Origin of the sequence: Actinoplanes ianthinogenes, from assembly GCF_018324205.1 — a bacterium.
Taxonomy (GTDB): domain Bacteria; phylum Actinomycetota; class Actinomycetes; order Mycobacteriales; family Micromonosporaceae; genus Actinoplanes; species Actinoplanes ianthinogenes.
In genome coordinates, this window is the sequence record NZ_AP023356.1 from 9250314 (window position 1) to 9269436 (window position 19123).

At 71.8% G+C, this 19123-nt stretch carries 18 protein-coding genes; 5 read left to right on the forward strand and 13 right to left on the reverse strand.

The window, feature by feature from the left end; all coding sequences use genetic code 11:
• Window positions 1-73 precede the first annotated feature (73 nt).
• Both Aiant_RS41995 and Aiant_RS42000 read right to left on the reverse strand, forming a co-directional pair.
• Window positions 74-2764 (reverse strand): AfsR/SARP family transcriptional regulator, encoded by a 2691-nt coding sequence (locus tag Aiant_RS41995; protein WP_189330205.1) that lies wholly within the window; start codon window positions 2762-2764, stop codon window positions 74-76.
• 75 nt (window positions 2765-2839) lie between these two features.
• Entirely contained in the window at window positions 2840-4033 is a 1194-nt protein-coding gene (locus Aiant_RS42000) for a hypothetical protein (RefSeq protein ID WP_189330206.1), read from the reverse strand.
• 177 nt (window positions 4034-4210) lie between these two features.
• Between Aiant_RS42000 and Aiant_RS42005 the strand changes: the two genes are divergently transcribed.
• Window positions 4211-5095 (forward strand): hypothetical protein, encoded by an 885-nt coding sequence (locus Aiant_RS42005; RefSeq protein ID WP_189330207.1) that lies wholly within the window; start codon window positions 4211-4213, stop codon window positions 5093-5095.
• Here the strand turns inward: Aiant_RS42005 and Aiant_RS42010 are convergent.
• From Aiant_RS42010 to Aiant_RS42035, 6 genes are read right to left on the reverse strand one after another with little or no spacing between them, the layout of a single operon-like run.
• Window positions 5071-6297: a vanadium-dependent haloperoxidase gene (locus Aiant_RS42010; RefSeq protein ID WP_189330208.1), complete on the reverse strand. Its 1227-nt coding sequence runs from the start codon at window positions 6295-6297 to the stop codon at window positions 5071-5073. The genes Aiant_RS42005 and Aiant_RS42010 overlap by 25 nt on opposite strands.
• Window positions 6298-6334: 37 nt before the next feature.
• A complete protein-coding gene (locus Aiant_RS42015; protein ID WP_189330209.1) occupies window positions 6335-6538 on the reverse strand; it encodes a hypothetical protein in 204 nt (67 codons plus the stop codon).
• A gap of 22 nt (window positions 6539-6560) precedes the next feature.
• The gene (locus tag Aiant_RS42020) at window positions 6561-7052 is read right to left on the reverse strand and encodes a beta-class carbonic anhydrase (protein ID WP_189330210.1); all 492 of its coding nucleotides are present in this window, start codon (window positions 7050-7052) and stop codon (window positions 6561-6563) included.
• Window positions 7053-7064: 12 nt separating this feature from the next.
• Window positions 7065-7862, reverse strand: coding sequence for a DUF1684 domain-containing protein (locus Aiant_RS42025; RefSeq protein WP_189330211.1), 798 nt, complete (start codon window positions 7860-7862; stop codon window positions 7065-7067).
• Between the two features lie 19 nt (window positions 7863-7881).
• On the reverse strand, window positions 7882-8829 hold the full coding sequence (locus Aiant_RS42030) for a quinone oxidoreductase family protein (protein WP_212846798.1): 948 nt from the start codon (window positions 8827-8829) through the stop codon (window positions 7882-7884).
• Window positions 8830-8837: 8 nt separating this feature from the next.
• On the reverse strand, window positions 8838-9977 hold the full coding sequence (locus tag Aiant_RS42035) for an LLM class flavin-dependent oxidoreductase (RefSeq protein ID WP_189330212.1): 1140 nt from the start codon (window positions 9975-9977) through the stop codon (window positions 8838-8840).
• Between the two features lie 888 nt (window positions 9978-10865).
• Between Aiant_RS42035 and Aiant_RS42040 the strand changes: the two genes are divergently transcribed.
• Window positions 10866-11081: a hypothetical protein gene (locus Aiant_RS42040; protein WP_189330213.1), complete on the forward strand. Its 216-nt coding sequence runs from the start codon at window positions 10866-10868 to the stop codon at window positions 11079-11081.
• 119 nt (window positions 11082-11200) lie between these two features.
• Here Aiant_RS42040 and Aiant_RS42045 read toward each other — a convergent pair whose 3' ends face one another.
• The gene (locus Aiant_RS42045; RefSeq protein WP_189330214.1) at window positions 11201-12052 is read right to left on the reverse strand and encodes a hypothetical protein; all 852 of its coding nucleotides are present in this window, start codon (window positions 12050-12052) and stop codon (window positions 11201-11203) included.
• A gap of 39 nt (window positions 12053-12091) precedes the next feature.
• On the opposite strand from Aiant_RS42045, the gene Aiant_RS42050 reads away from it, so the two are divergent.
• From Aiant_RS42050 to Aiant_RS47165, 3 genes are all read left to right on the forward strand, one after another.
• Window positions 12092-12277, forward strand: coding sequence for a hypothetical protein (locus Aiant_RS42050; protein WP_189330215.1), 186 nt, complete (start codon window positions 12092-12094; stop codon window positions 12275-12277).
• Window positions 12278-12654: 377 nt separating this feature from the next.
• A complete protein-coding gene (lon, locus tag Aiant_RS42055; protein ID WP_229830023.1) occupies window positions 12655-14907 on the forward strand; it encodes an endopeptidase La in 2253 nt (750 codons plus the stop codon).
• Window positions 14908-14969: 62 nt separating this feature from the next.
• On the forward strand, window positions 14970-15344 hold the full coding sequence (locus Aiant_RS47165; protein ID WP_425322650.1) for a helix-turn-helix domain-containing protein: 375 nt from the start codon (window positions 14970-14972) through the stop codon (window positions 15342-15344).
• Between the two features lie 18 nt (window positions 15345-15362).
• Here the strand turns inward: Aiant_RS47165 and Aiant_RS42065 are convergent, their stop codons facing one another.
• From Aiant_RS42065 to Aiant_RS42080, 4 genes are all read right to left on the reverse strand, one after another.
• The gene (locus Aiant_RS42065) at window positions 15363-16433 is read right to left on the reverse strand and encodes an IS110 family RNA-guided transposase (RefSeq protein ID WP_189330657.1); all 1071 of its coding nucleotides are present in this window, start codon (window positions 16431-16433) and stop codon (window positions 15363-15365) included.
• 226 nt (window positions 16434-16659) lie between these two features.
• Window positions 16660-17274 (reverse strand): ClpP family protease, encoded by a 615-nt coding sequence (locus tag Aiant_RS42070; RefSeq protein ID WP_189330216.1) that lies wholly within the window; start codon window positions 17272-17274, stop codon window positions 16660-16662.
• The gene (locus Aiant_RS42075; protein WP_189330217.1) at window positions 17271-17879 is read right to left on the reverse strand and encodes a ClpP family protease; all 609 of its coding nucleotides are present in this window, start codon (window positions 17877-17879) and stop codon (window positions 17271-17273) included. The genes Aiant_RS42070 and Aiant_RS42075 overlap by 4 nt, the downstream gene beginning before the upstream one ends.
• 144 nt (window positions 17880-18023) lie before the next feature.
• Window positions 18024-19112 (reverse strand): SGNH/GDSL hydrolase family protein, encoded by a 1089-nt coding sequence (locus tag Aiant_RS42080; RefSeq protein ID WP_189330218.1) that lies wholly within the window; start codon window positions 19110-19112, stop codon window positions 18024-18026.
• Window positions 19113-19123 lie beyond the last annotated feature (11 nt).

Sequence of the window (19123 nt, forward strand, 5' to 3'; positions counted from 1 at the left end):
GCTCCTCATGGGACCGGTCGATGGTTCGGCGCCAGTCTCCCGCCCGGTGCTTGCCTGCCACTTGCACCGGGCGTCAAACGAGCAGGTCGATCATCTCCTGCTCGCTGAGATCCTGGGCGGCCCGGGCGGCGGCCTCCCAGCCGGCGTCCTGCATGGTCGCCTCGATCGCGGCGGTCAGCGCCGGGCTCACCAGGTTCGGATCGATGCCGCGCCGCACCGAGTACCCGCGCACCGCCGTCAGCAGCACCGCCGCCGTGTCCACCCGCCCGGCCAGCGCCAGCGCCAGCGCACCCATGTGCAGGCAGGTCAGCGCGTTCCCCAGGTCGTCGGCGGCGCGGAACAACCAGAGTGACCGCCGGATCGCCGCCAGCGCGGCCTCCGGATCGAGCGGCGACCCACCGCCCCGCGAGGTGACCCCGACCAGGCCGAGCCAGCCCAGCGCCATCTCCCCGAGCGCCGCGGACCACCCGTACCCTCGCGCCTGCGCCTCCGCGATCGCCCGGTCCAGCACCGCGTGCGCCTCGTCCAAACGCCCCAGCCCGGTCAGCGCGAACCCGAGGCACACCTCCGCCGCCGCGACGCTCCAGCGTTCCCCGCAGGCTCGGGAGACCGCGATCGAGTCCCGGGCCCGCCGCTCCGCCGTCGCGAAGTCCTCGATCGCGTGGTGCACCACCGAGTCGTAGTAGAGCATCTGCGCCCGCACCACCTGCTGCTCCCGGTCACCCGGGTCCGGCAGCACCTCGCCCGCCTGCCGCAGCCAGTCCAGCGCGCCCGGCAGGTCACCGCCGATGAACCGCACCATCGCCCCACCCGCGAGGGCCCGCGCCCGGTCGACGGCCGGCGCGTGCGGCGCCGCGGCCAGCGCGGCGTCCAGCAGCCGCAGCCCCACCGCCACATGCCCGCCCCGGAACCAGAACCACGGCAGCAGCGAGGCGGTCCGCAGCGCCGCCTCGGGCGCGGCGGCAAGGTCGTGCTCGATGCCGGCGTGCACGTTGGCCAGATCGCGGTGCAGTACCCGCATCGCGTGCGGCGAGTGTTCGCCGGCCAGTTCGGGAACCCACCGGGCGACGAGGTCCCGCGTCCAGGCGGCGTGCGCCGCGCGGCTGCCGGCCGGATCCGGGTCGTGCGCCCGGCAGTACCCCCGGATGATCTCCAGCAGCCGGTACCGGGTCGGCGTCACCCCGGTGTCGGCCGCCACCACCGAGCGGGTGACCAGTGCGGACAGCCGGTCGAGGTCCGACTCGGCGGCGCTCAGCGGGAAGCCGTCCTCGTAGGGCCACAGCCGCAGCAGCAGCGCCCGGTCGGCGGCCGGGAGCAGGTCCACGCTCCAGGCGACCGCCGCCTCCAGGGTCTGGTGCGGGGTGATCTCGCCGCGGGGGACCGGCCCGAGCGCCGGGAACCGGTCGCGCAGCAGCCCACTGAGGTCACCGAGGCTCAGCAGCCGGGCCCGCGCCGCGGCCAGTTCGAGGGCGAGCGGGATGCCGTCGAGGGCGGCGGCGATGCGAGCCAGGTGCGCGCTGTCGCCGGCGTCCGGCTGCCAGCCCAGCCGCTGGGCCGCGATCCGGTCGGTGAGCAGCGCGACCGCCGCGGTCGGCGGCAGCGGATCGACCGGCAGCAGGCGTTCGCCGCTGACGCCGAGCGGCTCCCGGCTGGTGACCAGGATCCGCAGGCCCGGGCAGTGCGCCAGCAGGTGCAGGGCGAGCTCGGCGACCGGCTCCACCAGGTGTTCGCAGTTGTCCAGCAGGAGCAGGCCCGGCTGATCGGCCAGGGCGGCGGTCACCGTGTCCAGGGTCGACCCGCGCAGGCGCAGCGCCGCGGCGACGGCCGGAACCGGCGCGGCCGCGTCGGCCAGCCGGACGAACCAGGCGCGGTCCGCGGCGTATTCGAGAGCCAGCCGGGTCTTCCCGGCCCCGCCGGGGCCGACCAGCGTGATCAGGCGGTGCGCCGCGGTCAGTGTGCCGAGGGCGGCGAGTTCGGCGTCGCGGCCGAGGAATGTCGTCAGCGGCCGGGCGGTCCGCGCCGGCCGGGCCGCCAGCAGCAGCCGCGGATCCTGGAGCAGCAGCCGGCGCTCCAGATCCTGCAACGCCGGGCCGGGATCGAGACCCAGATCCTCGGCGAGCAGGTCACGGACCCGGCGCAGCGCGGCCAGCGCGTCGGCCTGCCGCCCACTGCGGTAATGGGCCAGGATGAGCAGTTCCCACCGGCGTTCCCGATAGGGCTCGGCCCGCACCGCCTCCTCCAGCTCGCCGACCGAGCCGGCCGCGTCACCGGCGGTGAGCCGCGCCGCCAGCCGCTCCTCGACCGCGACCAGGCGCAACTCGCCCAGTCTCGCCCGGGCCGGCACCGCATCCCCGGCCAGCTCGGCGAAGGGTTCCCCGCGCCACGCCGCGAGGGCCCGGTCGAACACCGGGACCGCCTCCGCCGCGCGCCCGTCCTTCAGCAGCTCCCGCCCGTGGTCGACGGCGGCGGCGAACCGGTCCGCGTCGCTCTCGTCGACCCGCAGCCGATAGCCGTCGTCGGTCCGGACCAGCGCCTCCCTGCCGAGCGCGCGACGCAGCCGGGACACGTAGGCGAACAGTGAACTGCGCGGGTTCGCCGGCGGCTCGTCACCCCACAGCAGATCGACCAGGGCGTCCTCGGTGACCGGCCGCCCGTTCGCCGCGGCCAGGACCGTGACCAGCCGCCGGGGGAGCAGCCCGCCGAGGTGGACAGCGACGCCGTCCACCTCGAGCTCGACCGGCCCCAGGACCCTGCACGTCAGCACTCGGCAGATCATAGTTCGACGATCAAAAACCGATTTTTCGTACGCCCGGAGCACGCCGGCCGGGGCGCGCCGGCCTCAGTAGCCGATCGCCGTCGCCGACACGTCCCGCAGCTGAGGCGCCGTCGTGCTGTCACTGTCGACGTAAAGGTTCGACAGGTCGCGGGGCGACGACCGGAACAGGATGCCGTACAGGGTCGCGGCGTTCATGTAGATCGCCCGCCCGTGCGGATGCTTGCCGTCCGCCACGATCAGGTAGGAGGTGCCCTTCGTCGCGATCACCGTCTCGAACGTGTCGCTGATCGGCGCGACGATGGTGGGCAGGCCCAGCCTGGCCCCGAGGGTGGCGTAGTTGGTGTTCAGCGCGGCGACATACGCGGCGCGGTTGGCGAACGGCGCCGGGTCCACCAGCGCCCAGTCCTTGAACAGCACCACCCGGCCGCCGGGCTTGAGCACCTTCGCGACCGCCGGGGCGTACGTGTTCAGCAGGGTGTTCGTCGCCGCGGGGAGATCGGTGGGCACCAGCGTGCTGTACTCCTGGAGCACCACGTAGTCGTACTTCTTGGTGCCGTTGACCGCGGCGGCGACCTCGCCCGCGTCCCAGGTCTGCTGCAGCGTGTTGCCGAAGTGGATCACTTTGGTGACGGTGACCGTCCGCCCGGCCGCCGCGGCCAGGCTCCGCAGCACCTGCGGAGTGTCCTCGCCGGTGGAGGTCGTGGGCGTACCGATGAGGCTGTTGCCGACGAACAACACGTCGACCGCCGGTGTCGCCACCGCGGTCGCCGAAACGCGGAAGCGCACGGTCGACGGGCTGCCGAGCGCGCTCCCGGTGGCGTTCGCCCCGGAGAACGCCTGCACGGTCAGCGTGTAGCTGTCCGGGGTGGCCAGCAGCGGGCAGTCGGCGTAGTCGTTGCAGAGGAAGTACGGCGCGACGTTCTCGGTGCGGCTGTACGACGACCCGGTCGCTCCGGACAGCGTGAATCGGACGCTGCCGGCGGAGGCGCCGTACGAAAGGGTGGATTGCAGGCTGAGATGGCGATTGGCCAGCCTGGTCAGGTCGATGACCGCGTCGTCGAGGACCGGGCTGACGCCCAGGATCGGCTTCCGGGAGACGTTGTTGACCAGTGAGACGCCGGCGATCGGTGTCGACGTCGCGGCGTGCGACGGCGGTGTCGTCGCGGCGACGTACGCCGGGAGGAGGGTGAGGAGGGCGGCGAGCAGAACGAGAAGCCGCGTCCGGGTGGTCCGGCTGGGGGACGTGTCGAGGTGCATCAGGGGCTCCTGGGCATCGATGGGGATCTGCCCAGACTGTGACCCGGGTCTCGCCCCGAAGCACCGTTGCGTTCATTCTGTTCAGCCCGGGTGGCGTCCGTGGTTCACCACCGAGGGGGAGGGTGCTCCCTCCGCCGGGGGAGGTGGCGCGGTTGGCCCGTTCCTAGCGTCGGCGGTATGAGGAGAGCCGGGTACGGCGCTGCGCTGGCGATGACGCCGTACTGCGTACTGAAAATCGTCTGGACTATCGGCGGCGGTCCCCTTCGGGCGATCAACGCGGTGACGGTGGTGATGTCGGGGCTCGCCATCCTGCTCGGCCTCGCGCTGGCGCAGCCGTGGGGCCTGCGGGTGCCGGCCTGGCTGATGCTGCTGCCGGCCTGGATCGGGATGGGTTTCCTGGTGCCGATGCTGCCGCTCATCCCGGCGCTCGCGCTGGTGGGCGGCGACACCGGGGACAGCGCCGGGGAAGTGAGGATGGCAGCCTGGGAGGTCGGCCTGCTGTCGGTGTCCTTCGCCGGGTTCGCCCTCGGGGTGGCGATCGCCGCCCCGGCCTATGCCGCCCGGCGGTGGCCCCTCGGCGCGGAGGTTCCCGGACTCCCGGGCGTGCGGGTCACCCTGGCCCGGCTGGCGGCGGCCCTCTGCGTCGCGCTCGGCCTGCCGTCGCTGTGCTGGGCCGCGGGCGCGACGGCCGGGCTGAACCCGGCGACGCTCGGCAACCGTGACGCGCAGTGGCACCTGCTCACCGTCAACAACGGTGTCTGGGCGCTGATCGCCGCGGCGAGCGTGTGGACGCTGACCCGGCACACCGGCCGGCTGCCCCTGCTGGCGGCATGGCTGGCCGCGGGCTTCCTGTTCGCCTGGGGCTCGTGGAAAGCGGTGCTGTCGTTCGCGGTGACGCCGGAGTTCCCGCCGCCGGAGCAGCCGTGGGTGCTGGCCGCGCAGAACCATTTCGGCGCGGTCGCCGGGCTGCTGATCCTCGTCGTGGTCCTGCTGACCGTCGCCGACGAGGCCGGGCAGCGGGAACTGCCGGGTGGGCGTCAGCGCAGCAGGGCGGGTGCCTGACGCAGGACGTAGCGGGCGACGTCGCTGCCCAGGCGGATGCCGGCCAGGTCGGCGTTGCGGGTGTGGATGCCGGAGAAGACGCGGGCGTCGACGTTCTCCACACTGGGCTGGTGCCAGTCGGTGTAGGTGCGGGTCACGCCCGGCGCGGTGGGGCTGCCGATCGTGTACGGCTGCCGCGCGTGCGGCCCGGTCAGCCCGGTGAGCACGCCCTCGGCCGAACCCGAGTAGGTGTTGTGCCCGCTCGGGTAATCCGGGTGCGCCGGGGTGGCGTGCAGCGGCAGCCACGCGGTGTCACCGCCGGCCTGGATCGCGGTCACCGGGCGCCACCGCTGGTACGCGTACTTGGCGTCGGAGGTGGCGATCTGGGTGTCCACCGCGGCGACGTGGAACAGCGCCACCAGGCGGGTGCGATCGGCGATCGACGCGGGCGACTGGGCCACGGCGGCGCGCAGGATCGGCGTGTACAGCGTCAGCGACGAGCCGAGCCAGAACGTCGCCGTGTCGGTCTGCGCCTGGGTGCGCACCGTGCTGGTCGCCGAGCCGTACGCCTTGACCTCGGCCAGGTCGGTCTCGTACCGCTCGGTCCCGAGCGCCGGGGGAGCGGCGGGCCGGAACTGGGCGGCGGAGCGCAGCACGAACGGGCGGGCGACCCGGTTGCCGTACTGGGCGGCCGGGGCGTACGCCGGTGGCGTCGGCTGCCAGACGCCGGGCGCGGCGGCCGGCACCGTGAACGGCGTGTTCACCGAGGCCGGGTCGAGTCCGTCGCCGGTGCGCTCGGCGATCAGCCGCTGCGCCGCGGCCCGCCCGGCCGCCACGCCGTCGCGGACAGGCTTGCGGTCCGGCAGGGCCGCGAGCTCGGCGGCGAGCGTGGCGTCGGCCGCCGCCTGCTGGCCGGGGATCAGCGTGGCCAGCGTCTGGTGCACGGCGCCGGCCAGGGCGGCGCGCCGGCCGAGCGGCGAGTGCGTCGTGTTCTGCGCGCGGGCCGCGGCGAGCCAGGCGATCGCCCAGGTGCGGTTGTTGGTGACCTGGGTCGTCGCGCCACCGGCCGTGATCGCGGCGGCGGTCGCGTCGTACCAGACCAGCACGGAATCGGTGGTGACCGGCTCGGCGGCCGCGGGTGCGGCGGCGCCCACGGTCGCGGCGGTGACGAGGCCGAGCAAGGTTGCACCGGCCCGGGAGCGGGCGGTGGCCAGGACAGGCATGGCATAACCCCTCTGAGAGGTAGGATATCCGATGCGCTTAAACCTGCATCGATATCCTTTGTGGGTCAATGCCCTTGATCAGACTGTATCGAGTGTTTCCGCCGGATTCCCGCTCGTGCTCCAGCTCGGCGGTGCGGACGCGGTTCCGCAGCGCCTCGGCCCGTTCCGGGGTGCCCGGCTCGGGCGGCAGCTCCTCGAGACCCATCACGGCCTCGAGGAGCGCGTCGAGCAGCCCTCGCATGGGTCGTCTCCGTCCGTGAGTGCTACTTGACCTCGCGCAGGCGGCCGGTCCCGACCTCGTAGACGAAGCCGCGCACCGAGTCCTTCACCGGGATGAACGGGTCGTCCAGGATCCGGCGCACCGACTGGCGGACGTCCTCGTCCAGGTCGGGGAAGGCCTCGGCGGCCCAGGACGGCTTGATGCCGACCTCGGCCTGGATGCTCGCCTTGAAGCCGTCGTCGGTGAAGGTGAGCATGCCGCAGTCGGTGTGGTGGATCAGGATGATCTCGGTGGTGCCGAGCAGTCGCTGGCTGATCGCCAGGCTGCGCAGCCCGTCGGCGGTGACCACGCCACCGGCGTTGCGGATCACGTGCGCGTCGCCTTCGGCGAGACCCAGCAGTCCGTACGGGTTGAGCCGCGCGTCCATGCAGGCCAGGACGGCGACGTGCTTCGCGGGTGGCAGGGGCAGCTCGCCCTTGTCGAACGAGGCGGCGTAGCTCTCGGCGTTCTGGAGCAGTTCGTCGGTCACGCTCATGGTGGCGTCTCCTCAGCCGACCGGGGCGAGTCGCTCGTACGGAATCTTCTCGCCCGCCTCGATCGCGACCGGCAGACGGTTCTCGGCCGGAGGCAGCGGGCAGGTCGCGTAGTCGGTGTAGGCACAGACCAGGTTGGTCGCCCGGTTGAAGTCGAGGACCACGGTGCCGTCCGCGTCCGGCGCGTCGATCGCCAGGCTGCGGTTCGCGGCGTACGTGGTGACGCCCGAGGTCCGGTCGGTGAACAGGGCGAACAGCGAGCCCGGTTCGCGTCCGTTGAAGACGGTGAGCGCCAGGTCGACGTCGCCGACCGTGAACTCGACCCGGCCGGGGGACTCGTAGACGTGCTCCAGACCCTCGACCGCGGCGCCGACCGTCACGTCGCGCGGCTGGTCGAGCGGCACGTAACGCCCGGTCAGTCGCCACCGCTCGGTGAACCCGTAGGCGGGCACCCCGTGGAACCGCACCAGCAGCGGGTGCGACGGGTGCCGCGGCCGGACGATGTCGAAGCCGCCGCGCTTGGCCACCTCGACGACCGCCTCGCCGAACGCGGGGAAGACGCTGCTGCGCTCGGCGAGTTCGCCGAACTCGTGCCGGCCGGTGAGGGTGACGCCGTCCAGGGTCAGTGACTCGCCGGCGGCCAGCTCGACGACGACGCCCTGCGGGCCGGTGTGCCAGGCGCCCGGCGCGTCCGGGAAGCGCTGCGGCTCGGTGGTCAGGTAGTTCAGGCTGGTGATGGCCAGGAATCCGTGCGGATCGGCCAGCCGGCGCTCGTGCTCGGCGTGCCAGGTCGCCCACTGCTGTTCGCTCATGCCCCGAGCCTAACCCTACTTAGGCTATAGGAGTTAGCGTGATTTTGCCGGTGGTGCGACGCGCCAGCAGATCCTCGAACGCCTGCCGGGCCCGGTCCAGTGGATAGGCCGCGCCGGTCACCGGCCGCAGGGCGCCGGCGGCGACGAGGTCGAACATCGCCTCCAGCGGCTCCCGGAACGCGCCCGGGACGGTCAGGGCCGGACGCAGCCAGAAGCCGCAGACGGCCAGGTTGCGATCGGTCAGGGTGTCCAGGTCGACCGGTGGCTTCGGCAGCCGCGACGCGTTGCCGTAGGTCACCAGTCGCCCGAAGTTCGCCAGCGTCGCCAGGCCCGCGCCGAACACCGGCCCGCCGACCGCGTCCAGAACGACGTCGACCGGCCGGCCCGCGTTGGCCGCGAGGATCCGCTCGGAATAGCCGTCGGCCTCGCCGGAGACCGCGGCGTCGGCGCCGAGCGACAGCGCCACTTCCCGCTTGGCGGCCGTCGAGGCGGTGGCGATGACCCGGCCGGCGCCGAAGTGCCCGGCCAGCTGGATCAGCAACGAGCCGACACCACCCGCCGCGGCGTTCACCACGACCGTCTCGCCCGGGCCGAGCCGGGCCGAGCCGCGCAGCAGGTGCCAGGCGGTCAGGCCCTGCACCAGCAGCGCCAGCGCGTCGGCGTCACCCACCCCGTCGGGCACCCGCACGGTCGTCGCGTCGTCCACCACCGCCCGCTCGGCGAACCCGCCTCCCTCGAACGTGGTCGCCAGCACGCGGCGGCCGTCCGCGGTGCGCCCGACCACCTCGGTGCCCGGCACGAACGGGACCCGCGGCGTGGGCTGATAGCTCCCGGCGATCCGGCTCGTGTCGGCGAAGTTGACCCCGGCGGCGTCCACCGTGACCAGTGACTGCCCGGCCGCCGGCACCGGGACCGGGACCTCGGCCAGGGTCAGCACCTCGGGCCCGCCGAAGCGGGTGACGTGCACGGCCCGCATCACCGGGCCCGGGTCTTCTCGATCTCGGCGGCGGCGTCCGCGACGGTACGCCCGTACGCCGCGGGCCGCCCGCCGTACGGGTCGTCGTCGCCCCACAGCGTCGTCGGCGCCGCCTTGCGCACCACCGGGAGCACCTCGGCCGCCAGGCGTTCCAGCATGGCCAGCTGCTGCTCGTGCGGGATCATCGTGGGCAGGCTGAACGACTGGAGGTCGTGCCCGAACGCCTCGTGGAACCAGAGGATCTTCTCGGCGATCTGCTGCGGCGAGCCGACCAGCACCGGCCCCCGGGCGATCGCGTCGTCGATGCTCGCGAACGTCATCTCGTTGCCGGGCGTGTGGTTGCCCGGCTGGTTGAAGTACTCGACGATGCGCTCGTAGGTCGGCCCGAACGCCTCCCGGGCCTGCTGCGTGGTGTCGGCCAGGTAAAGGAACCCGGCGCCCGCCCCGACATAGGCGAACCGCGGGTCGTGGCCGTGCTCGGCGTACCGCCGCCGGTAGTGCTCGATCAGCACCGTGTAGTTGTCCCGGGGCTGGATGGCGTTGGCGGAGAACAGCGGGTCACCCCAGCGGGCGGCGAGCTCCGCCGAGGTCAGCGTGGTGGCCGAGCCGTGCCAGACGCGCGGGGCGCCGGCGTAGGGCCGGGGCAGGCTGGTGACCCGGTCGAGCGGCTCGCGGAACCGGCCGTCCCAGGTCACCTCCTCCTCCCGCCACAGCCGGCGCAGCAGCTCGTACTTCTCGGCCAGGGCGTCCCACTGGTCGCCGTTCGTGATCCCGAACATCGGCAGCTGGCGCAGCTCGTTGCCCTTGCCGATGACCAGGTCGAGCCGGCCCCGGGAGAGCTGGTCGACGGTGGCGTAGTCCTCGGCCACCCGCAGCGGGTCGTGGATCGACAGCACCGACACCCCGGTCGTGACCCGGACCCGGCTGGTGGTGGCCGCGACCGCCCCGAGCAGCACACTCACCCCGCTGGACAGAAACGCGCCGGCATGCCGTTCCCCGATCCCGACCGCGTCGAAACCGAACTCCTCGGCGTACCGCGCCGACGTCAGTGCCTGCGAGAAGCGCTCGTCCGGCCGGATCTCCCGCCCGGTGACCGGGTTCGTGAGGTTCGGCAGGATGTCGAGAACCTGGAATTTCACACGCACTCCTCCGCGCAGAGCCATCCCCCATACCCATAGACTAACTGGGACTTGGTCCGGTGGAGGCCGGCGCCGGAGGGGATGTCGCCTCATGCCCGGGCAGCCGGCACCGATCCACTACACCTGTCCGACGCGCAGCCCTGGACTCACGGACTCGTGCCGGTACCGAGCAACTTCGCGGAATGCCACGAAAATCGAGGCGGACAGCACCAAAAGCGTGGGAATCAGGTGTCGCAGAACTGTCGCGGCGCTGCCTGGAAACGGCCCTCGCCATCGCAAACTGTGCGGTCTCCCGGCAAGGCTGCAACGGCGACGATACCGTGGCTGCCGCCCCCGTTGGCCTGGGAAAAGGCAAGTGGATCCAGAAAGCGCGAGGCGTTGTGGCGTCGATTGGCCCGGACGGATTCTGCGGCGTACCGGCCGTGCGTGCTGACCAAGAAGTCTAGTACTTCTTGCGTTGACCATGATGCCGGGAAGATGATGCCGCGGACATCGACTTGTCCGTCCGCATCGGAGGATTGACCATTGGCAGCAATGTTCGAGGGGCCGAGCCGCGGTGAACCGGCTGGCTGCCGCCGCACGAGCCAGATCGCGCCTGGGTGGGCCCACCGCGATGCCGGTCGGCCGGATCCCCGGCGCTGACTCGCGGTGGCAGGAACGGGTGTCGCTTTTCACCGAGCGTTCCCGTGCGATCCACATCGGTTTGTCTCCTGTCGTCCCACGACAAAAGACAACCGATGACGAAGCAAGGACTATCAGGTGGGCGCAGCGACGGCCGCGGTCCTCGGCAACGAGGACGGCCCGCTGGCAGGCGGGCCGTCGTGCTGCTCTCCCGGGAAGTACCGCCAGGCACATCACTCAGCCCTCAACAGGCAGGAGAGCAACTAAATGACTGTAGCCAGGAACACCTTGCGAAGCCAGGAGCCTCCCGACCAGCGCGACCACGTAGCGCTGAAAGCACTCGGTGTCGCCGGTGGGTCAGCCGGAGGCATTGCGCTGATCATGAAGGTTGCCGACGCCAGCAGTGAACGGACCGTCCAGCTCGCGATCATCGTCTTCGGTGTGGTGCTCGTCGTGGCGATCTTGGCAATGCGCCGGCGGTGACGTCGGCGGGCGCGGGCCGGCCGCTGACCGGCCCGCGTCCTCGTACGCGGTCCTCGCGTCCGTGCCCGCGCCTGCGCCAGCAGCGCCGGGTCCGGGATCTCGTCGCTCGCGACCGGAGATCAACCTGCCTGAGGATCGGAAATGCCGGGTGCGGGCAGCGCGGGTAGCACGCCCAACGCGGTCAACGCCGCTGTGACCGCCTCATGGACCGCCGGATCGCACCCGTCGGGCAGCTGGGGTTCGCCGTCGATAACGACGAAGCGGTAGGTCCGGGCCTCCTCGGAGCGCCCGGTGCAGACCGTGAGTTCTCCGGCGCGCCGCGAGGAGGCGTCGTCGAGGACGAGCGCGTACACCGGCACATCACCGTGGGCGTAGCCATCGAACGGCGCCCGCGCGGCGAGATCGTCGTCGGGACACCACCACGACGCCTCGGGCCTGCCGGTCCACGTCCGGTCGCCGAACAGTTCGTAGCGTACGTGACGGTACCGATGGGTGACGGTGACCGCGTGGCGGATCCGGGCTTCGAAGGTACCTACGCCTTCGGTGGGGGTGGGCGCCTGCAGCAGCCGGGCCAGCCGGCGGCGCAGCCACGGCTCGAGCACGAAGTCGAGCTCGTGCGGCCACGCTTTCTCGGCCGCGGATGCGGCAAAGTGCAGTGCGTTCGCGAGCGCGGCGAGCCGTTCGTCGAGATCGGGCCACAGCTGCCGCGGCTGGCCGGGGGCGGAGGACGGCGACAGCGCGTGTCGGCGGGCGACGTAGTCGACTGTCGCCCGCAACGCGCCGTTCACGGCGACATCCACGTCCTGCCGATTGTCGCACCAGTCGTAGTTCCGCTGGTTACTGAGCAGGTCCTGCAGGTACGGCTCTTTCAGCTGATCGGCGCCGTGTGTACCGCGCTCCGGCCAGGTTGCCGCCTCGGTGACATCAGCGGCGAACAACAGCCCGGTGGCGTACTCGGTTGCGAAGTCCATTTCTGACATTCTTGATCCCGTCCTCAACAGTCCGTACTGGTGCTTCGTATCGAACTGGTCGGATCCATGTCCGAGGGCTTCCGCTCAGAGATGGTCCCGAATGCGCCGGGCGAGTGCGGTCTCGGCATGGCGCTCATCGTCGACACCGCGCTGTCGCTGGGCCTGTGGCCGGACGGATTCACCCAAGGCGACGGCGGGCGCACCTACCACTACCGGACCGCGTGACTCGGCAGATGGGCAAGGCTCGCTCCACCTGCACCGACTCGGCCGCCAGTGCGGGTCCGTCCGGGTTGCGCAGGGTCGCTTCCGTGCACGCGAACAGGCCGAGGCGGGCGCCGTCCGGGCGTACCCGAATGGGGTCTGCGGATCGCTCTGTGATCCGCGGTCGGACTTCAACGGTTGAGTTGTCAGACCACCGTAAGTGCCGCTTGAGCAGGGAAGAAGCGCAACCTGCGGCCCGTTGGTTTTCGCCGAGAGTGAACAACGGAAGAGGTCGGTGCCCGTCGGAGTTGAGCAGGACAGACTCAACCCCTCGGAGGTACCGGGTGACCAGCAAACGCCTTCCCGTGCTGTTCCTAGAAGACATCGTTCTGCTTCCGGGCATGGTCGTCCCGATCGAGCTCGACGAGGCCGCCCAGGCCGCCGTCGACGCGGCTCGCACCTCGGCCGGCTCGGAACTGCTCATCGCGCCACGGCTGGAGGACCGTTACGCCTCGCACGGCGTGGTGGCCAGCGTCCGCCGGGTCGGCAAGTCCCGCACCGGATCGCCGGCCGCCGTGTTGCGCACCGGCGTGCGCGCCCGCATCGGCAGCGGCGTGACCGGCCCCGGCGCGGCCCTCTGGGTCGAGGCCGAGCCGGTCGTCGCCGGCCCGATCGGCGAGCACGCCCGCGAGCTGGCCGCCGAATACAAGCAGCTGGTGGTCTCGGTGCTGCAACGCCGCGAGGCGTGGCAGGTGATCGAGTCGGTCAGCGCCATCGACGACCCCGGCGACCTGGCCGACACCGCGGGCTGGGCGCCGTATCTGTCCAACGACCGCAAGCGCGAGCTGCTGGAGACCCCCGACGTCGAGGCCCGGCTGCGGCTGCTGATCGAGTGGACCCAGGCCTTCCTGACCGAGTCCGAGGTCAACGACACCATCGAGGCCGACGTCCGGGAGTCGGTCGAGAAGCGCAACCGGGAGTACCTGCTGCGCGAGCAGCTCAAGGCGATCCGCAAGGAGCTCGGCGAGGGCGAGCCGGACGGCAAGGACGACTACCGGGCCCGGGTCGAGGCGGCCGACCTGCCCGACGCGGTCCGCGAGGCGGCGCTGCGCGAGGTCGGCAAGCTGGAGGGCGCCGGCGACCAGAACCCGGAGGCGGGCTGGATCCGGACCTGGCTGGACACGGTGCTCGACCTGCCCTGGGCGGTGCGGACCACGGACACCACCGACCTGACCGCGGCCCGCGCCGTCCTCGACGCCGACCACCACGGCCTCGACGAGGTCAAGGAGCGGATCGTCGAATACCTGGGCATCCGCGCCCGCCGCGAGGAGCGCGGCCTGGCGACCGTCGGCGGCCGCGGCTCCGGCGCGGTGATCCTGCTGGCCGGCCCGCCCGGAGTCGGCAAGACCTCGCTCGGCGAGTCGGTCGCCCGCACCCTGGGCCGCAAGTTCGTCCGGGTCGCCCTCGGCGGCGTGCGCGACGAGGCGGAGATCCGCGGGCACCGGCGCACCTACGTCGGCGCACTGCCCGGCCGGATCGTGCGGGCCATCCGCGAGGCCGGCTCGATGAACCCGGTGGTGCTGCTCGACGAGGTCGACAAGGTCGGCAGCGACTACCGCGGCGACCCGGCGGCGGCGCTGCTGGAGGTGCTGGACCCGGCGCAGAACCACACGTTCCGCGACCACTACCTCGACCTCGACCTGGACCTGTCCGACGTGCTGTTCATCGCCACGGCCAACGTCCTGGAGACGATCCCGCAGGCGCTGTTCGACCGGATGGAGCTGATCGCGATCGACGGCTACACCGAGAACGACAAGGTCGCCATCGCCCGCGACTTCCTGGTGCCCCGGCAGCTGGAGCGGGCCGCCCTGAGCGAGGGCGAGGTGACCGTCACCGAGGACGCATTGCGCGAGATCGCCGCCAATTACACCCGGGAAGCCGGCGTACGCTCGTTCGAGCGCTTGCTGGCCAAGGCGTTCCGCAAGGTCGCTCTCGGGCAGCTGCCGGCCACCGTCGACGCCGGCGACCTCAAGGACCTGATCGGCCGGCCCCGGTTCACCCCCGAGTCGGGGGAGCGGACCGCCGTCCCCGGCGTGGCCACCGGTCTCGCCGTCACCGGGATGGGCGGCGACGTGCTCTACATCGAGGCGTCGCTGCTGCCCGGCGACAAGGGCGGGCTGTCGGTCACCGGCCAGCTCGGCGACGTGATGAAGGAGTCGGCGCAGATCGCGCTCTCCTACGTCCGGGCGCACGCCGAGGAGCTGGGCATCTCGCCGGAGCAGCTGGACCACCCGATCCACCTGCACGTGCCGGCGGGCGCGGTGCCCAAGGACGGTCCGTCCGCCGGCGTCACGATGACCACCGCGCTGGTCTCGCTGCTGCTCGGCCGCAACGTGCGCGCCGAGGTCGGGATGACCGGCGAGGTGTCGCTGACCGGCCGGGTCCTGCCGATCGGCGGCGTCAAGCAGAAGCTGCTCGCCGCCCAGCGGTCCGGGCTCACCGAGGTGTACCTGCCGCGGCGCAACGAGCCCGACCTCGACGACGTCCCCGCCGACGTGCTCGCCGCGCTGACCGTGCACATCGTCGCCGACGTCCGGGAGATCCTGGCCACCGCGCTGGAGCCGGTCTCCGGCGGTGTGGTCACGGCGGCCTGACGCGGCTCTGCCTCTGGCAGAACCGCGGGCTTCCGGGAGCGGTGAGTGATTACGGTCGGCGCATGGCAGACGTGATGCACCGCTCCCGGCCCCTGCTCCGGACGCTCGTCGGCGACGTGTTGCGCCGGCGGCGCCGGGAGCAGGAGCGGACCCTGGCCGAGGTCGCCCGGGACGCCAGTGTCTCGGTGCAGTACCTCTCCGAGGTCGAACGTGGCCGCAAGGAGGCGAGCTCGGAGATCGTCGCCGCGGTCTGCGACTCGCTCGGGATCGAGCTGGCCGACCTGCTGGCCGAGGTGGGACGCGACCTGGTCGTGCACCGCGCCCCCGTGGTCCGGCTGGAGACCGCCCGGGTCCGGCTGGAGGCCGCCCGCCCGCACCGGGCCGCGCGGATGCCGCGCAGCTCCGGCGCCGGCGAGGTCGTCCTGCTCGCCGCCTGAGAGATGCTCCTATGGATGTCAAGCGGCGAGTTCGAGGTCGTTTGATGTGATGAGTTGGTAGAGCTCGCGGGCGACGTAGCGTTTGAGGCAGCGGATGATTTCTTTTTTGGAAAGGCCTTCTTTGGTGCGTCGTTCGGCGTAGGCGCGGGTGTCAGGGTCCCAGCGCAGGCGGCAGAGTACGACGCGGTAGAGGGCTTTGTTGGCTTGGCGGTCGCCGCCGCGGTTGAGGCGGTGGCGGGTGGTCTTGCCCGACGATGCAGGGATCGGCGCGACGCCGCACAGCATGGCGAACGCCGGCTCGGAGCCGAGCCGGTCATGGTTTTCCCCGGCGGTGACCAGGAGTTGGCCGGCGACATCGGCGCCGACGCCGTTCGCGGCGCGCAGGCCGGGGTTGATCGCGGCGGTCAATGGCTCCAGGAGTTCGTCGAGGTCGGCGATCTCGATGGTGAGCTGCTGGTGGCGGCGGGCCAGCGAGCGTAGCGCGATCTTCGTGGCGGTGACCGGGGAGCCGGCGTCGGCACGCTCGGGTCGTAGGTTCGCGCAGGTGGCAACCAGGTTCGAGACACTCAGGCCGCGGAGCTGAGTGCGCAGGTCGTCGGCGGCGGTGACGATCAGGGTTTTGATCTGACGCTGGGTGTCGGCGCGCTGGTCGATGGCGCTGCGCCGAGACACGCGCAGGTTGCGTAGGGCCTCGACCCGGCCGTCACGCTGTTGGGGAACACCGGTGCGCTCCCCGGCAAGGGCGGCCTTGGCGGCCTGGATGGCGTCGATCGGGTCGGACTTGCCCTGAAAGCGGCGGGTCTTGCGGTCAGGCCGGTCGACTTCGATCACCGTGACGTCTTGATCGCGTAGTAGCCGGGTGAGCCCGGCGCCGTAGGCGCCGGTGCCCTCGACGCCTACACCGCCGAGGCGGCCGAGTGCACGCATCCAGGCCAGCAAGGCGCAGTATCCGGCCGCAGTGGCGGGGAACTGCTGGGTGCCCAGCACCCGCCCGACCAGGTCGATCACTGCGGCGGTGTGGGTGTCCTGGTGGGTGTCGACGCCACCGAAGACGTCGATCGCGGCGTCGTCAGGTGTAATGGAGGGCATCGTCGTCCTGTCGTTCGTGACTGGGGGCAGGGCGGCACGCACCAGCCGGGCAACGCGGACAAGACAGAGATGGGGCCTCTGGCCAGGCTCCTATGAAGTCACAACGCCACGCCTGATGAGTGCATGAGCACCTCCCGACCAGGGCCGACAAATCTCGTTAAGGACCCGAAGTCAGTCAGGCGGTGGGTCAGACCCCGGCGGGAGGTGCTCACCAACATCATCTCTGTCAGGCGGCGTTGAGCCGGTACGCCCGCGGCTCGCGGTGCGTGATCACCCGGTCGGCGAGGCCGTAGGCGACCGCGTCGTGCGCCGACAGCGCCATCTTGCGGTCGGTGTCCTCCCGGATCTTGGCTGCCGGGTGCCCGGTGTGCTCGGCCAGGATCTGATCCATCTCGGCCCGCACCCGGGCCACCTCCTTGGCCTCCACGGCCAGGTCCGGCAGCGTGCCCCGGGCCTGGCTGGTGGTCTGGTGCAGGGTGACCTTGGCGTGCCGCAGCACCGAGCGCTTGCCCGGCGTGCCGGCCGCCAGCAGCGCCGCGGCCGACGAGGCGGCCTGTCCGACGCAGATGGTGGCGATGTCGCACCGGACGAAGTTCATCGTGTCGTAGATCGCGGTCAGCGCGCTGAACGAGCCGCCGGGAGAGTTGATGTACAGCCCGATCTCCTGCTCCCCGCTGGACTCCAGGTGGATCAGCTGGGCGATCACCACATTGGCGACACCGTCGTCGATCTCGGTGCCGAGGAAGATGATCCGGTCGGCCAGCAGCCGGGAGTAGACGTCGAAGGCGCGCTCCCCGCTCGGCGTCTTCTCGACCACCGTCGGAATCGTGTACTGGCTCATGCGGAGAGTCCCATCGGCTGGCGGGTCATGCTCGGGCGGACGTCGTCGACGCTGTCGATGATGTGGTCGATGAGGCCGTACTGCCGCGCCTCCTCGGCGGTGAACCAGCGGTCGCGGCGGCTGTCCAGCTCCACCGTGTCGTACGGCTGGCCGGTGTGCTCGGCGGTCAGTCGCAGCAGCGTCTGGCCGAGACGTTCCAGCTGGTTGGCGTAGATCTCCACATCGGCCGCGGTGCCGCCGAACCCGGCCGAGCCCTGGTGCATCAGGATCTGCGCGTGCGGCAGCGCGAACCGCTTGCCCGGGGTGCCCGCGGTGAGCAGGAACTGGCCCATGCTGCCGGCCAGCCCGAGCGCCAGGGTGCTGACCTCGTTGGGGATCAGCCGCATGGTGTCGTAGATCGCCAGGCCGGCCGTGACCGACCCGCCCGGTGAGTTGATGTACAGGTTGATCGTGCTCTGCGGATCCTCGGCGGACAGCAGCAGCAGCTGCCCGCAGATCCGGTTGGCGATCGGGTCGTCGACCTCGGCACCGAGCACGATGATGCGCTGGTGCAGCAGCTGGACGGCCACCTGGTCGTCGACGGTGCCGCTGATGGCTTGTTGCATGGCCTGCTCCTTCGGTTCGGCCGGACGGGCCGCCTCCACCATTGCGGTGCGGGCGGCCCCCGGCCAAGCCGATCTGCCGTTAGCAGACGACCCGGCGACGACCCGGCCCTGACCTGTTCAGGACCGGTCCGGTGACGTGGCGGGTCAGCGGGCGGACCACACCTGGGCGCCGGTGCGGTTGCAGTCCCAGATCTGCACCTTCGTGCCGTTGGTGGTGCCGCCGGCGTTGACGTCGACGCACTTCCCGGAGGCCACCCCGGTGATCGTGCCGGAGGCGCCGAAGGTGAACCGCTGGTTGGCGCCGCCGTGGCAGGTCCAGACGGTGACCCGGGTGCCGTTGGCGGTGCCGTTGCCGTACACGTCGAGGCACTTGCCGCCGGCGCCGCGCAGCTCACCGGCCGCGGTGCGGGTCCACTTCTGGTTGGCGCCGCCGTGGCAGTCCCAGAGGTGCACGGTGGCGCCGTCGGTGCCGTTGCCGCTGCTGTCGTCCAGGCAGCGCCGGGACTGCGGGTTGGAGAGCACGACCGTGCCACCGACCGGCGGGGTGGTCAGCGTGGCCAGGCTGCCGGGCACCGACTGGAGCGCGGCGAACCAGCGGGCGGCCATCTTGTCGTACCCGCCGGCGTTCGGGTGCAGGCCGTCGGCCAGGTCGGCGGTGGTCAGCGCGGAGTGCATGTCGACCAGGTGGGTGAGCGGCCCCTTCTGGGCGACGATGCCGGGCAGGGCCGCGTTGAACGTCTGGGTCTTCTGCTCGTTCGCGGCGTTCGCGGTGGGGGTGATCTGCGCGACGAACAGCTGCACCTGCGGGGCGTTCGCCCGGATCTTGTCGATCAGCGCGGACAGCCGGGCCGGGGCGTTGGCGACGTCGTGGTTCTGCCCGATGTCGTTGGTGCCGATGTGCAGCAGGACGGTGCGCGGGTCGGCCTGCCGGATCCAGCCGACGATGTTCGCGTCGAGCTGGTCGATGCGCCAGCCCGAGTGGCCCTCGTGGTCGTGGTCGCCGAGGCCGGCCGGCCCGTTCGAGCCGGAGCCGACGAAATCGGTCAGCGTGCCGTTGCCGGCGAGGCGCTGCCAGAGCCCGATGCGGTAGCCGCCCGGAACGTTGTAGCCGTCGGTGATGGAGTCCCCGAGCGGCATCACGCGTACGCCGCCGTTGGATTCGGCCGCCTGTGCGGCGGCGGAGGGCAGGCAGAGCGCGCCGAGGAACAGGATGAGGGCTGCGAGTCGTCTCATGACCAGCTCCA